13 protein-coding genes are annotated in these 15,968 nt (G+C 46.9%); 1 reads left to right on the top strand and 12 read right to left on the bottom strand.

Annotated features, from left to right (window positions below):
• Positions 1 to 11: 11 nt before the first annotated feature.
• The 10 genes from E5342_RS04945 to E5342_RS04905 all read right to left on the bottom strand — a co-directional run bounded on the left by E5342_RS04945 (position 12) and on the right by E5342_RS04905 (position 11,449).
• Positions 12 to 1,736 (bottom strand): ATP-binding protein, encoded by a 1,725-nt coding sequence (locus tag E5342_RS04945; protein ID WP_135958937.1) that lies wholly within the window; start codon positions 1,734 to 1,736, stop codon positions 12 to 14.
• A 200-nt stretch (positions 1,737 to 1,936) separates the two neighbouring features.
• A complete protein-coding gene (locus E5342_RS04940; RefSeq protein ID WP_135958936.1) occupies positions 1,937 to 2,797 on the bottom strand; it encodes a DUF4493 domain-containing protein in 861 nt (286 codons plus the stop codon).
• Between the two features lie 22 nt (positions 2,798 to 2,819).
• Positions 2,820 to 4,574, bottom strand: coding sequence for a DUF4493 domain-containing protein (locus E5342_RS04935; protein ID WP_135958935.1), 1,755 nt, complete (start codon positions 4,572 to 4,574; stop codon positions 2,820 to 2,822).
• A 9-nt stretch (positions 4,575 to 4,583) separates the two neighbouring features.
• A complete protein-coding gene (locus E5342_RS04930; protein ID WP_210434959.1) occupies positions 4,584 to 6,251 on the bottom strand; it encodes a PCMD domain-containing protein in 1,668 nt (555 codons plus the stop codon).
• A gap of 9 nt (positions 6,252 to 6,260) precedes the next feature.
• Positions 6,261 to 6,932, bottom strand: coding sequence for a hypothetical protein (locus tag E5342_RS04925; RefSeq protein WP_135958961.1), 672 nt, complete (start codon positions 6,930 to 6,932; stop codon positions 6,261 to 6,263).
• 136 nt (positions 6,933 to 7,068) lie between these two features.
• Complete coding sequence (locus E5342_RS19300) at positions 7,069 to 7,212, bottom strand: hypothetical protein (protein WP_168354451.1); 144 nt, start codon at positions 7,210 to 7,212, stop codon at positions 7,069 to 7,071.
• Between the two features lie 14 nt (positions 7,213 to 7,226).
• On the bottom strand, positions 7,227 to 7,523 hold the full coding sequence (locus E5342_RS04920) for a hypothetical protein (RefSeq protein WP_135958933.1): 297 nt from the start codon (positions 7,521 to 7,523) through the stop codon (positions 7,227 to 7,229).
• Positions 7,517 to 9,310, bottom strand: a complete 1,794-nt coding sequence (locus tag E5342_RS04915; protein WP_168354450.1) for a PCMD domain-containing protein — start codon at positions 9,308 to 9,310, stop codon at positions 7,517 to 7,519. The genes E5342_RS04920 and E5342_RS04915 overlap by 7 nt, the downstream gene beginning before the upstream one ends.
• A gap of 11 nt (positions 9,311 to 9,321) precedes the next feature.
• Positions 9,322 to 10,632 (bottom strand): DUF4493 domain-containing protein, encoded by a 1,311-nt coding sequence (locus tag E5342_RS04910; protein ID WP_135958932.1) that lies wholly within the window; start codon positions 10,630 to 10,632, stop codon positions 9,322 to 9,324.
• 13 nt (positions 10,633 to 10,645) lie between these two features.
• On the bottom strand, positions 10,646 to 11,449 hold the full coding sequence (locus E5342_RS04905; protein WP_135958931.1) for a DUF4493 domain-containing protein: 804 nt from the start codon (positions 11,447 to 11,449) through the stop codon (positions 10,646 to 10,648).
• Between the two features lie 867 nt (positions 11,450 to 12,316).
• Between E5342_RS04905 and E5342_RS04900 the strand changes: the two genes are divergently transcribed.
• A complete protein-coding gene (locus E5342_RS04900) occupies positions 12,317 to 13,165 on the top strand; it encodes an AraC family transcriptional regulator (protein WP_121737161.1) in 849 nt (282 codons plus the stop codon).
• A gap of 7 nt (positions 13,166 to 13,172) precedes the next feature.
• On the opposite strand, the gene E5342_RS04895 is transcribed toward E5342_RS04900, so the two are convergent.
• Together E5342_RS04895 and E5342_RS04890 are read right to left on the bottom strand one after the other, a co-directional pair.
• Positions 13,173 to 14,711: a YifB family Mg chelatase-like AAA ATPase gene (locus tag E5342_RS04895; RefSeq protein ID WP_135958930.1), complete on the bottom strand. Its 1,539-nt coding sequence runs from the start codon at positions 14,709 to 14,711 to the stop codon at positions 13,173 to 13,175.
• 60 nt (positions 14,712 to 14,771) lie between these two features.
• Entirely contained in the window at positions 14,772 to 15,872 is a 1,101-nt protein-coding gene (locus E5342_RS04890) for a TlpA disulfide reductase family protein (protein WP_121737159.1), read from the bottom strand.
• Positions 15,873 to 15,968: the final 96 nt, after the last annotated feature.

Raw genomic sequence — 15,968 nt, 5'->3', positions numbered from 1 at the left:
TGTCCTTTACGTTAGAGATTAATAATTTCCCATGTCTTACAAACCTTCCCGGCCGCTATATACACCACATACGATCGCATGCGATAAGCGGGGAATTGCCGATTGATATCAGCGGCATATCTTCTCACCTGATCAGCATCCTCGGAACGAACAACCTCCAAGGCCTCTATCATGGCAGCGTCTTTCGCCTTGAAATACTTGAACTCCACCACCCGGCAATCATTGTGGAAGGCGGTGCCCGGTATGCCCGTCAGCACCAAATCCGCACGGCCGCTTGGCAAGTTCTGCTCCACGGCAAAGGTATAGCAATTGCTCAAGTAACGACTCAACACCTCGAAGAAAGAGCAACGGATAAAGTTCTCGTTGATCTTGTCGAATACTTGCGCCGGGAACTGACCGAGGTACTCCTTGAAATAATTTTCCACCAGCGGCTCCAGCTTCCGATGATCCATGAAAGACTCATAAGCTGGCACAAACCGGCGAGCATCGTCACTTATGCGGTTTAACTCGTTGTAATAATTCATGTAAATACTATGCGCTGTCAAATTAGGCAACACCATCTTGAATTGGTTTTTCAACGTTGTCATGCCCAAGTAATATAAACTGACGGGATAAAACTCCGGATCGAAGAACTTCTGCTTGTTGAACTTACTCCTCAGATCCGGTTGAGAGTAGATCAACTCGCCATCGATCACCAAGGCATCCAGCATCTCCTTCGCGTTCTCCAAGGTGATGGTAAGGCGGCGGATCCAATTCACATCCGTGCGAAGGTTCTCGTCCACCATCTCATCGGGGACACCTCCAAACAGCTCGGCGAAGTTCTTGAAGAAATAAGTCAATATAGTGGAATTAAATAACGGACGTGCGTTGGGTAGGAAGCGATAGCCATCATAGTTGTTTACGATAAGCGTCCACAGCTCGTCGAAATGATCCTCGTTATTGCCATATTTACGGATAACATAGCGCAGATACTCAGCAGCCTCCTCATGATTGAAACCTAACATCTCCGTGAAATCAGGCTTCAAGGTAAGAATCTCGGCGATATTATAGCCACTCGTCAAGTCATCCATCGTAACAGGCAACACACCCAAACAAAAACAAGTACGGATACTTCCCTCGCCGATACCGGCCTTGATAGCCTTGAAAAAAGTACGCAAGAAACTCTCGCCAGTGGTGACAGACTCGTAAAGCGGATCCTTATAGGCCGTAAGCAATTGGTTTGTGAAATTATCGTACTCATCGATAAGGATATAAACCTTGGGCAAATCGTGCGCCCGGGCATAAGCCAAAGCCTCCTCCAGCATCTGCGTGGCGTTGCCCTTGGTAGAGAACTTGAAGTCTCCAAAGAGATTGCGATTATGCTCCACCATAATCTCCACGGGAGAACAGTTCAATATATTAAAGTTACGCTCCAACCCCTCCATCGTCTCATCCAGCACCATCTTCGAAAAGTCATAGCGGATAATCATGTATTGGTTATGCTCCGGCGTAGGATTGGCACCGATCCACGTTCCCCCGAAAAGCTCCTCAAAGCGATGAGACTTACTCCGATCGTAGTAATGGGCGAGCATAGAGACCAAAAGGCTTTTCCCGAAACGCCTCGGACGCAAGAATACCGGTGCGTTATAACGTTCCAGATAAGGAATAAAACGTGTCTTGTCCACATAATAAAAACCTCGCTTGCGCAAATCAGCGAAGTCGGCCACGGCATAGGGGATGGTAATATTGGGTATCATACGGCTCTATTTTTCTTTATCTTCCACGTTATACAATAGCACAAAGTTACTACAAAAAAGCGAATATCTATGATATCTGAATACAATTGGCACATTGAGAAGATGACACATCTTACACCAACAATATGTATCATGTTATCCATGTAAGATGTGTTATGTCGCGGGTGTAAGATGATACATCCTTCGCAGACTCGCTACAATCACTCGTAAGGATTGACCTCTACCGGTATCTCGACAATCTCCACTGTTCCGTTTACGTTGATGGTCAACGTTAATGTGCCTTGCGTGTTCGCAAGACTGTATTGTACGCTGTAGTTCTTGGTGGCAGCGGTGATGGAAGTCTCTTCCGATTCTCGTATCTGTGACGAGATGGAGAATATCTTGGTCTCGTCTGCGATCAGCTTGCCTTCTATACGGATAAATACATTTGAGAGGCCGGGTTTCACGAACAAGGTCTTGCCGGTTTCTAGGGTATTTGCGGTGGATAGCAGGGTATATTCCGGGTTCTCTTCCGTAGGGTCATCGGCGGTACCAGTGTACACATAAAGCTTGGTGATCGTAGCCATCTTCTGCAACTTAGCGAACTCTTCCGTATTGATCGTGATGATCGAGTTGGTGAGCGTGGCTGTAATAGAAGCGGAGGCAGCCGCAGCGTTAGGGGTAATGGTTACGCTTTCCGTTGTCTTCCCCGCAAGCGTGGGGCTGTCGAACTGCAAATCGCCAGTCATTTTATCGTAAGTGGCTGATAGTTCTGTATAGGTACCGGCGGGAACGGCCTTTGTGGCCCCATTGGCGAAATCGGAGGATTTGCCTAAAGTAATAGGGCTGCCATCTTTTGTACCGGTGATCACCAGATTATTTTTAACTTCGTCGCTGATCGTTACAAACGTAGTTGATGTGGCTTTCGTTGTTACACAGACGGAGGCATCTGCCTCAAGGGCAAGGCCGAGTTTACCAGTCTTGGCTGTCGCCAAGGAATTTCCGGAATCCTCCAGGATGTTGCTACAAGAGGAAAAAAGAGCGAAAGCGGTTATTAAACCCAACAAAAAATTTCCTTTCATATTGAATGAATCCATTATACTCTTATCTATAACTAATCTTTACATAAAAGACTTCCGAATGCGTCCTTCCTGATCCATAGCTATTATTACACTTGACATAGTTATTAGAGGAAGATAGTACAGAAGGACGCTTATCCTCAACTGTCTCACTTTTATAATTAAAAAGAGCTCCTTCAACCGTCGTTTTAAACAACTCATTAGTCCCTATAAACAAACTAAAAGTAGTTCCAACCGCCCCTCCCTGTACATAATACCTCGTAGCAACTTCCACATTCACATCCTCTGGAATATAAAAATTATTTGAGATTATAGAATGCGGTTGGGAAGTAGAAATGTTGCCTAATCTTACATGGTCACTATTCCACTTAATATCTCCTTCCTCTTTTCTCCATTTATCTTGTGTTGGAGGCTCCGCCTTATACGGTAGCCCTGTGACATGGCAATCAAACGGAGTTGAAACATTTTCTGTTCCATCAAAAGCAACTGTTGCGGTCAACACATGCTTTTGCCATGCAAGAGAGGTAAATTGTGTTTTTATTCCATACACTAACTCTCCGGAATCTTTCCCGGTATCCGTTTTATAACTGCTCTTCAATAAATTCCGATAATTCGGATTATTCAATATATCCTCAGATATACTTGCCGTAGCCACTATATCAATAATGCTTGATCCATTTATCGCATTCGCAGCGATAGTATTGTGCTCATTCGCATAGACCGAATAACTCGTACGACCGGACACACTCACGGAGAACTGCGGTTCCGAAACTGTAACATCTGCCGGGGAAAGTTCAAATTCCTCGCCTGTTCGAAGCCTGATAGAAGCTAACAACTTACATCCTTTAGGAACATATGGCCACCCCTCTACCTCTGTCATGGCATCGGTAAGATTATTGCCTGAATAAGTCCGGATAGGCGTGTCATTGTATAAAACACTGATCATCCAATTCTCCACCAATTCAATAGGGGCCCCATTCGCTTGACAGCCTAACGTTATGTTAGAGCCCGTCAGCAGATCCCCTTCATACGTTGGCATAGCGACCGCCTGCAATTGTACGTTCGAGAAGGTCGACAAATCTGGATTACATCGAACTATATATACCTTGCAAGCCTCCACCTGATCTACCAAGTCCCATTCCTTTGAGGTTTGCTTACCTAATAGATTCGTACCTTCAAACAGATTTTTCACAGCCTGTCCAGACCGTGCGAACAAGACTCCTTCCGGAGCTTCATTGGATACTAGGATCTCTGAAGTCTCTCCAACCTTTACCTTCAACCGCCAATCTGTATAATGCTTTTTCAGATGGTCATTCACAACAGACACCAACATCGTATTCCCCAAAGAGGTTTCAATAGATTCCTCCAGGCTCTCTCCCGGCACGATACGCACCTCCTTCGAACCATAAAAATAGGGATTCTTTTGAATGATCTCATTCGTTCCTGCGTACGCCTCTATGGTATAAATACTTGTAGATAACTCCAAGGTCTGCCCCTCTACCTCTGAAAATGGTTTCGGATACCCCTCAAGCGAAATGCCTCCTTGTTTAATATCAATCATAAAATCCGTTGTCGCAGGCATATACGCCTCGGGCAAAGTAAGCGTTCCCGCTTTCGTTTCTACCTCAGCAGAAACCGCAGATGAAATATCTCCCAATGCCAACCGAAGATATCCCATTCCTTTACCTACGGGACGGCTAAGATCCTCACTCACGCAAGCTGATAAGCCTAACAATAGTAACAGAAAAGGGATGCTATATATCAAATTCAATCGTCTCATATTTCTATTTTAATCATAAATCAATTCACATTCATCCAGCCAAAGCTTACTACCCTCGCCGCCCGTGAAGTAATCGCCATACTTGCTGGCAGAAGCGACTACCACGATGTATTTAGGCGTACGGTTCGTGTAGCGGTAATCCAGCACGATATCCGCTTGCGTCCACGAGGAGACAGACTCGCCCTTCGTCAGTTCGCCGTAAGCGATCACCTTCGGATCCGAAGGGTCGAAGAGCTGACGTTCGGAAGGCCGGGTACGGATCTCCAGTGGAGCATCCCAGTCGGTCAGAGCGATATAGATTTGGCACGAGTCCGGACGACCTATCAAATACTTGAAATCATCATCGCCCGACTTGTTGATCGGGACGCAATTGTATTTATAATGGATCCGCAGCTTCGAGGGGAAGCTCGTGAAGGGGCGGCCGAATTCCAAAACACCGTTCGTCCCGTCTGTCCGCACGTAAGTACCCGTAAAGATGTTGCCGGCGGCAAACTTCAGGACGATATATTTCGACTCCAGCGAGGCCGCCTGCCCGCTTCCCGTACTCGTCTCTGTAGTAGGCGTGGAGTTGCTGTTGCCCACGGTGGTAGCCCCTTTGTTTCCCGTATCCCAAAAAGAGGTTCCTCCTTCCGCCCAAGGCTGCCAAAGTGTATTCTTGCCCGCGGCCACGGAACTCCAGTCATCGAAGCCTCCGTTTGTCAAGGGCATCGGCTCTGCCGTGTTAAAAGATTGCTCCTCTCCCGCTATTCCATCCACCGATACCCGGTATTGATAGGCAGTGGCTGCCTTAAGCCCCGTCAGCAAGGCCGTAAAAGAGGTACCGGATACCTTCACAGCCGAAGCCGCCAACGTGCTCCAAGCCGCATCCGCCTGGCGCTTATACTCCACGATAGGCGTCTTCCCGCTCTGGATCTTTCCGGAAAGCGTAGCACGGGTTACCATCGCGAATGCTTCCGCCCCCCCCGCATTACTCTCCTTATGATACACGAAGACATTCCATTTCGACATTGTCTCTTCCCAGTTATATCCAACATAAAACTGCCGGGAACCTTTCGAATAATCTCTCTCCGCCGGATCGGTAGGATCCGGTTCCACACGCCCGAACTCCCCGCCCAGCGTCATGCTGTTCACTTGCAGGTTGTTCAACGATTGATCCGGAGAAACATAGATAACCACGTTACGGTTCACCGGATCGATCACGGCATCCGCCACTTGACCCGTCACGTCTACCTCCCGTTTGATCAATTGCGTCACCGACACCTTCCAAACATATTCCTGATACGTTTTCACCGTAAAGGTAACCGGCTTGGTAAAATCCACCCGCGTATTCGCATCGGAAGAGACACTGTCCAAAGAGGCGAAACCCGCTGTCGGGAAACGGCGTATATCCACACATGCGGTCGAATCAGCCATCAAGGTAGCTCCCTCTGTCACTTTCAAGGATTTGATCTTCAAACGGGAGAGATCCACCGAATCATTCACGAACAAGGTCACCGTCCTCGCCTTCACATCGATCGTTGCCTCCACGCCCTGTCCTTCCTCAGCGGCACGCTGCCCTTCCACCGTCATCGAAAGGATAGCACCCTCCAACAACGGATAAGGGATATCATCTTCAATCACGCAAGCGGTCAACGACAACAGGCATATTATATAACAGATTATATTTCGATTCCTCATCTTCATTCCTTACAGATAAAACGTCATACCAATATTGATCGAGAAGAGATTGATCTTGAAATTCCCGGAAGAGACCCGCTGCCGTCCCTCCTCTACTTGGTTTGTCTCTTGATCGATCCACTTGAAGTCGAAGCCCATCACGCCGACCGACACCTCTACCGCCGACCAATCCGTGATAAACGCCGTCATACCCGGGGCGAAACCGATCTGCATATTCTGCACTGTCTGATACGAGCCGTCATACTCCGCACCGGAACCGGTAGAGTTCTTTCCCGTGCCATACCCATACGTCAACCGAGCCTCGTTGAAAAGACCGAAGATCTTGCTTTTGCCGATCGGCATATACGTCCGGATAAAGCAAGAGGCCTCATATTTATGCTCCAGATAATACAAGTTCTTTAAACTGATATTGAAATCCTCACCCAAGTTCAAGTCGAAATTACCCAAATCCAAGAAATTCCGCTTATAGGCGAAACGTGCGCCCATAGAGATATTATCGCGAAAGAAATAACCGAAATAAGGGCTTACGCTAAAGTCGTATCCCTTCCCCTCGATATCCTTGAGGACGAGGAAATTCAAGTTACTCTCGTTATGCTCCGAATAAGATACCGTACCACCAGCCATCCATGTTCCTTTAGGAATAAAGACTGTCTTCTGTATCTCGCGGTCGATACGTTGCATACGCCGTTGAGCCTGTGCCTCGCTGGCACCACACAACAGCCATTCAACCAAAAAAATTGTAATTATAGAAACTTTATATCGCATTGTTTTTTTAATAACGCTTATTTCTTCTTGTTTGCACATTCATGTAATGCTCTCATTTCGCCATCTTCTCCCACATCTTATCCAATTCCGCATCGGGATCGAAGCCCTCCGGAGCTGGGGGGAAAGTCATTTCCAACACCTCCGGAGAGATCGGATGATCTTTTTTCAAATGGGGGATTACGATTAATTCTGTCATAGATCACATCCTCCTTAAATCTCATCCGGCGATTCGCTGTCTCCGTCACCCAGTTCCGTCAGTTCCGTTGGATCGACGGGATCGAGGGCACCGACCTTGCCACCCCGGGCACGCACCACCTGGCGTAGCTGCACGAAAAACTGGTTCACGCCATCGATCACGGCGGCGAGGGCGGTCTCCTTGGCGGCGTCCTTCGTCACGAGGCTGTTCACCGTGTAGGCGGCGTTGATGCCCTCGGCCAAGGTGCGGAAAGCCGTGTCGGAAGCCTTGCGCAGCTCCTTCGACGAGACCGGAAAACAAAAATTTACCAAATAGCAGGCTCTCCCTCGTAAATAAAAGAAAAATCGTCTACATATAATATACTGCCAACACCTCCAGTCATATAATCACCATACTTACTGGACGAACATACCACAATAATATGAGTAGGTTTATCCGTCAAACTCTTATATTTCAACGGGATGTTGAACTCCACGTAGCCATCACCCTCCGTAGCCGCCCCAGAGAGAAGCTCGCCATAGGCAATGATGTCTGGATCATCCACATAATTTATATACTCATCTTCATTCTTGTTATTGAAAGTAAACGACTTTTTTGCCAGCGCAATAAAGATAGCACATTGATCCAGCGTCTCGCCTGCTTTTATTGTTACTCCATTAGGAACTCTATCAACCTTATTTATAACAGCAGGTATATATTTATAATAGCCTTTCAAGGCAATCGGACGAGCATTAAAGCCCTTTCCAAACTCCATATTTGCGCTCATCCCATCTAGTCCCAAGAAACTTCCAGTATACAAACTGGCTGCGGCGAAAACACTCACTTTCTCTGTTGATTGCAATCGTGCAGCATAAGTTCCCCCATGAACAACATCGGTGACTCCTGTTGTCGGATTTACAGCACCTCCTATCGCACCCAGGCCTTGAGATGTACCCGGATTGCTCGTATTCCAAAAAGATGTAGTATTTCCAGCTTCAGCGGAAGAACCCGGATACCAGGTTTTACCGCTTTGACTCCAAAGCTCAAAAGAGCCGTTATACAAGGCTACCTCTGTAGCGGTCGTAAACATCACCTCATCGCTCGCATACTGATCACTTTCCTTATTATAAACAAGACGATACGTGTACGCCGTCCCCGGTTCCAAACCAGTCAAGATAGCTTTATAATTCTCCCCCTCCTGCGTGGAAGCTAAGGTATTCCAATTCACATCTTCCTTCTTTTTCCACTCAAATCTCATCGCACTCGGATCCGGCACGAAAGATTCCGACTTAGACAGGATACTGCCTTCCAAATGGGCGAACCGGCTCCATAACACAGCCGGAGTCTCCGCACCCAGTCGCGTGGAAGCGACCGTAGGTACCTCGAAGGTATAGGTATATTCCTTCTCCGAGTCATCCGCCTCCACGGTAATCCCGCTATTGCCAGAATCACCCAACTTGCAATTCAAGATATAATGATCGCGCGCCTTGACACCCGTAATCGGTCTCTCCAACGCCGGGAAAGTAGTCCCTGCCATATTGGTCACAGCAGTTCTCACGGTCAAATCCCCCACCGGGAAATAGACCACCCGCTCAGTCGAGGAGCAAGTTGCCGACTGCGGAAGCACCCCTGAGACAGAGGAAACGACCTCCATCGCTAAGCTCTTAAACACATTCAACACGGAAGTATCGAAACGGAATGTCACCTTCACGTTTGCCAACCGACAAACAATCGAGGCAGACACCGAACTGCCATCCACAGGAATGGTCACCGTTGTAGAACCCGTATAATAAGGGATACCCTCGCCCGAGGCGTTCCCGTCAAAACCGTTTGAAGAAGCGGCTATCGTATAATTCCCCGGGGACAGCATCACTTCCTTCCCTTTCCACTCCAGATCAAAATTGTCCGTGCGTTTCACGATGTTTCCACTCGCATCCTTGATCTCCACATGCAGTTGCTTCGGATTATAGTTCTCCGGGACAGCCGACTTGGTATTCGTACTTGACACCGCAGTCACATCCAATCGCAAATAGCCCATCTTACCCTGTAAAGAAGTATCTTCCTCTTGACAGGCAGACAAAATCACAACGGACAACAACAGAAAAAATATCTTTTTCATACGATACTCCCTTACTCAGTTATTGTTAATGTCAGAGAACCGGTAGCGACCTTGCCATTTGCGTCAGTCAATTCAAGATAGAATGTATGCGTACCCGCAAACTCCCCTAAGAAAGTAGAAAAAGCCGATATCGGAAACTCATATTCGGTCTCACCCTTTTGAGGTGTTTGCTTTGGATTATCTCCCCCTATCGCATCAAACAATTCCTGCATTGCAGAATTATTAACCAAATCCGCACCAGTCAATAAATCTCCTGGTTTTTTATCAAATGAAAGATCTTTCAATATCGCATTAAAACCTGCATTGCTGGTCTCAATCCTTACAGTCGCACTCTCCAATCCAGTAGGTGCTTTCAATACGGCATTCAAATCAGCCGGTATCGCAGTCTTAGAATAAGTACCTCCGGCAGGCAACACCATAGAAGGCTCTTGTTCACCCGGAGTCGGGTCCGGATCCGGATCTGTTCCCGGATCTGTAGGCTTATTCTTATCATTCACCTCGATCTTCACCTCCGTATCCGAGTTGGCGAAAAGGACATTCACCGTAACATCGATACCAATCGTACCACTCGTCGGTGCGTCCGGAGCTTTAGGATCCAAGGTGATAATCAACGCATCGCCTCCCTTGAAATTAGAGTCATCTCCCTCCTCATAGCCCGTCTCCGCATCAGCCTTGTAATAAGGCTGGGAAAAAGTAACCGTATTACCCGTAACGGTAGTCGCAAGGATATTCAACGTAACATATTCAGCCCCGTTCTCCTCGAAAGCATAGTAACCGGCTTTGGGAGTTGTTCCCACCGTATTGTCGTGTTCCACACTATACGCTATACCAGAACCATCATCCAACGTAATCGTCCACGATTGAAATGCGGCCAGGAATTCCACCGTATAGTTCAATTGGATCCGGCTGTTTCGCATCTTACACTGCACGTTGGCCTGCGTATCCTTATCCTTCTCGATCAGCAACTCCTTGTTACCCAAGTAATAAGGGTGATCCATCCGCTTCTCCAATTTGCCCGGTGTATGCGAGACCACATTATACGTACCCACCGACAACTCAATAGAAGTGGGCAAGTCGCTCACCCTATCGAAATCCTTCGTATAATCCTTCACCTCATCGCTTACCCCCACGATACTCACCGCAAAGTTATCCGTAGCGACCGCCGACTTCGTTTGTACCTTCGGGGCGATCGCCTCCACGGACAAGCGTAACAAACCCGAACCTTGCGATTCCTTCTTACCCAAGATCTCTTCCCGCATCTCGCAAGAAGCCAGGCCCACCAACAGGCAAAAGGCCATTCCTATCTGATTCAATGCTTTCATTTCCTTTTCTTATTTATTTCCAAGTCGGAGGGATTACAATATCGATCGGCTTGTCCTCTGTTGTCTCATCTATCGTGATCTCCAAGCCTAACTGGCCATGGTTGTAATTCGGCTTCACCTTCAATGTCCAGCCTTGGTTCGGACTTAACGTTTTTGTCTGGACGACCGAGGCCTCCTTGGTCTCATACTCCGCCTTTGGAGTCAAGGTGATCGTAGCCTTGACCGTCTCACCCGCCTTATCGACCTTCAGGTACCAAGGTTCCATATCACCTTTCGCCCACGTAGCCGTGGTAGATCCGTTCAACGCCTTGGTATCATACACCACCTTATAGTCGCTGAAATAGGTAGCCATCGTCACATCAAAATTCACTTGTACCTTGGCGCAAGTAGGCACACATTCAACGGAGACCGATTTGTCCTGATCGCCCCCTTTCACACCAAACGCCTTCTCTCCATACACGTAAAACTCATTTCGGGAAGCCACTTGTTCCTTGCCATAAAAAGCCTTCAGCTTATATGCGCCCTCCTCCAGCTCTATCGAGGCAGGCCGATCCTTAAATAAGAACTCATCCTTAATCCTATCACCAGAAAGGATCTGCAACGTATATCCATTCTTATCTTTATAGGCAGCCTCATCCACCGCCTTCGTCTTGGAACCGGAAGCGAATCCCGGCTGCGCATTCAGTTCGAGCGTGATCGTCCCCGTCCCTTTCGCCACAGGCACTCCTCCCAACTCCTCCTGTTGGCAAGAGGCCAGCGACAGGCATCCGCCCAGCAGACAAGCCATCCCCCAACTCATAAATCTCATTTTTCTCATATTAATATCTTTAATATACTCACTCCTCAACAATAAGGATATTCAAACCCAAATTCAACTGCAAAAGAACAACATCCCAACAACACACACAAGGTCTGTTTATATGATTACCTATTCTCTTTTTTAGATTTCACTTCTCACTCCCACACATACAGAAGTGTTTAAGAAAACAATTATGTCCGATTTTTGTAAGCCTCTGTTCTCTTTTTCAAATAGCACAAAGCAACAAGCCATCGCCTTGACCGTGGAAGAAAGATCGTTACAAAATGACAATTTGTAATCTTAACTCCCGAAGAATCGATTATTCCGGGTAAAAGTACGTGCCGTTCCCAAATTTTCAAGAAAAAAACCACAATCCACTGTTTAATAGTTCTATATCCCAAAACGGCCTTTTATTCTAACGAAAACAATTCATACTAATTCATATTCGGAGCGTAAAAAAGGGAAATCCGGGGGACAAGAATCGGGTTATACCGGTATACGAATGCCCATTCACGACTACTCACGATCCAGTTCTCGACTACTTACGATGCCCAACGGCAGTATCGGCATTGCCCAACGACACCTATCGCATACACTTTTGCCGCCTAAAAGGTATCCAAAATACGGTTTTCTCACAAAAAAGGCCGTGTATTACCTGTGTGCTCCCGCTATTTTGGCAAACCAAGGAAACAGCCTTATCACGATATGCGGCCCCTTTTGATCAAAACGTCACAAAAGACAGGATTACAATAACAAATATGCTTTCCAGGAAAAGCGAAGCTCAATCCTACCAAGCACAAGAAATATTCCGCGAAAAGACACGACAAATCTTTGAAAATATCTACTTTTGCCAAGTATTCATGCTTAAGGAATGATAGGAGAGACATGGAAAAAGACATCCCTAAAATAGACCTGCCCCAAGATTGGGTCATCGGGAAGCTCACGGCCGGAGATATCGGTCTGCTGAGCCTCTACGCCAATTACCCCTGCCGACTGAAAGCGGGGATCTTCGTGTTCTGCCTGAGCGGAGAGGTGGAGGCCTCCATCAACCTGACGCAGTTTAAGGTAGAGCCGGGAAGTTTTATCTCGATCTTGCCAGGCAGTATTTTCCAGATTCATAAGATAGGTGGAGACCTGCAAATCTATTTCATAGGATTTTCGTCCGATTTCCTTGAAAAGGCTAACGCAAATAAATCGGTCATAGATATGCACTATATCGTGAAAGAAAATCCGATCTATAAACCGAAAGACAAAACACTGTCTCTATTGAAAGACTATTTCGAATTGCTGATCAAGACCTATGAGTTGTGTGGCTCTCAGCTGAGCAGAAATGTTATCAATCATTTATTCGCTGGTATATTAATGGGAGTTAGCACCATGTATAAAGATCAAACGGCTGATAAACAAAACCTCTCCAAAGCGGAGCAAATCAGCAAGAACTTCACGCAATTAGTAATGCAAAACTACACCATGCAACGATCCGTTGCATGGTATGCCAAGCGGCTTGGCATCACACAAGCGCACCTAAGCAGCATCGTCAAACAAACAACCGGCAAAACTTGCGTAGAGATCATCACCTACATGGTCATCATGGACGCGAAAGCGCAGCTGAAATCAACGAATCTTTCCATCCACGACATCGCCTATGCGTTGAACTTCACGAACATGTCTTTCTTCGGGAAGTATTTCAAGCGGCATGTAGGCATGAGCCCGCAGGAGTATAGGAATAGTTAGTCAATACTCACATCCCCCAATTCTCCCTATCCAAGCTCCTATACTGTATCGCCTCCGCCAGATGCCGTACCTCTATACGTTCGGAACCTTCCAAGTCCGCTATCGTACGGGAAACTTTCAAGATACGATCGTAAGCACGGGCAGAAAGGCAGAGGCGCTGCATGGCCGTTTTCAAGATGGAGAGGCCTGCCGCATCAGGGACAGCGTATTGGTGGAGCAATTTAGAGTTCATCTGGGCATTGCAATGGATACCCTCGTAAGCGGCGAAGCGTCTCTCTTGGATCGTACGAGCTTTGATCACACGTTCGCGGATGGCGAGGCTCGGCTCAGAGGGTTGTCGTTCGGAGATCTTCTCGAAAGGGACAGGGACAATCTCTATCTGGATATCGATACGGTCCAATAAAGGGCCGGAAATGCGGTTCATATATTTCTGGACGGCTCCGGGAGAACAGAGGCAAGGACGGTCCGGATGGTTGTAGTAGCCGCAGGGACAAGGATTCATGGAGGCCACAAGCATAAAGCCGGCCGGATATTCCACCGTGAAACGGGCACGGGAGATATTGATCACTCGATCTTCCAATGGCTGCCGCATGACTTCCAAGACACTCCTGTTAAATTCCGGCAACTCATCCAAAAAAAGGACACCATTGTGAGCCAAGCTGATCTCTCCCGGCTGCGGGAAAGTGCCCCCTCCTACCATGGCGACATTAGAGATCGTATGATGGGGAGAGCGGAAAGGACGTTGTACCATCAAGGAGGTGCCACCTCCTATCTTACCGGCTACGGAATGGATTTTAGTTGTTTCCAAGGACTCATGCAAGGTAAAGGGAGGCAAGATCGTAGGGAGACGTTTCGCCAACATGGACTTGCCACTTCCGGGAGGACCTACCATGATCAGATTATGTCCGCCGGCGGCGGCCACCTCCATCGCACGCTTCACGTTCTCTTGTCCCCGGACATCGGAGAAATCGCAATCAAACAATTGCTGGCGGTCGTAAAACTCCTTACGGGTATCAATGACCGTAGGCCGCAATGTAGGTTTCCCCTCCATAAACTCCAGCACCTCTTTGATATTCGAAGCTCCATACACTTCCAGATCGTTCACCACCGCAGCCTCACAAGCGTTTTGCTTGGGTAAGATAAAGCCCTTAAAGCCTTCTTCCCTAGCCTTGATAGCAATAGGCAATGCCCCTTTTATCGGTTGGAGGCTCCCGTCCATAGAAAGCTCGCCCATCAATACGAATTTGGATAAGTTGGATGAATCTATCTGCTCTGCCGCCGCCAGAATACCGATCGCCAAAGGCAGATCATAAGAAGACCCTTCCTTACGGATATCTGCGGGGGCCATATTAATAACGATACGATTACGGGGGAATTTATAACCACATACTTGAAGAGCCGAGATAATGCGTTCATGGCTCTCACGAACAGCCACGTCCGGAAGACCGACTAAAAAGAATTGGATACCTTTGGAACAGTTCACTTCTACGGTAACGACCGTAGCGGAAATCCCCTGCACGGCAGCGGCATAAGATTTTACTAACATAGTTAAGAATTTTGAGTTACTAATTACAAATTAAAACCGGAACCTCCTGTTTTCAATCGCTCAGTCTTCGAACAAGTTCTCCAGTGTTTGCTTGATCTCGATTCCATTCTCTGTTTTCATCAAGATCTTATGATCCTCATCTATCAAGAAACAGCGTGGCAATACGCTTACGTTATACAGATCTATCAACATAGCCGCTTGTCCGGCCGAATCCGTTACCAGATTCCACGCTATACTATCCTTCTTCAGTACATCCCGGACATTATCCGGATTATCGTCCAAGCTAACCAAAAGAATGTCCAACTGATCTTTCGGATATTTCATCGCTACCTTATCCAGATATAGATCCTCAGTCTGGCACATATCACACCAAGGAGCGGTAAACGTCAGCAATAAATATTTCTGCGGAAAAGAGTCCAAACTAACCGTATTTCCATAAATATTCTTTACGGAGAAATCGGGAGCCTCCGCACCCAAAGCCGTGCGTTTCGCACGGGCACTATATTGCTCCAGCTCCTTTACCAGATAAAAGTCTTTCAACCTCGGATTCAATAACGCCAACAATTCATCAATTTTACGAGTATCATCGGGATCTGAAAAGAAAGATTGAATCAAGACAGCAGAAGCCTCTTCATCCGGGTTCTCTTTAACATACCGAATCGCTTCCTCGCTCAGTTGCATATTCACATTTGCCAAACGAGCAGCGATATCTGTCTCCTCAATCGTATCATTCAAATCCTTACTATTTAAAGAATTTGATAAATTTGTTAATTCAGTCAACAAAGGAGCGAGTTTTTTCTTAAAAGCGGTCAACTTATCATTTGTCCGTCCCCCCTTTACCTGCAATAGCAATGGAGAGTTAGCGTCGCCCGTGATTTTCACGGTTTCTCCCGGTTCCAGATAAGCCGTAACCCAATGCTCTTTATCCGCAAAGAAGATAGTCACACAATGGAAACCCGCTTCATGTTGATCGATCTGGAACTGCCCGGGTTTCGTACAAGCCACTGTATCAACCACTTTATAATTATCCTTCTCAAATACAGCATATACGGTTTGATCTTCCAGATTAGAAAGTTCCCCTTCAATCCGATAGACATAATCCTTGCCACAAGATGACAAACAAATTATAAAGCCAATAATAAGTGCCAATTTTTTTATCATTACTCCTTTTTAAGCTCTTCTTATAACAGATAATCCGGTCTAAAGGTAGGAATATTTTTTAAAACTACTTCACATTTATAATAAAATTAACGCAGT

It is taken from the genome of Parabacteroides distasonis (genome assembly GCF_004793765.1).
Lineage (GTDB): Bacteria > Bacteroidota > Bacteroidia > Bacteroidales > Tannerellaceae > Parabacteroides > Parabacteroides distasonis_A.
This window is presented reverse-complemented; position numbering and strand designations above follow the sequence as displayed.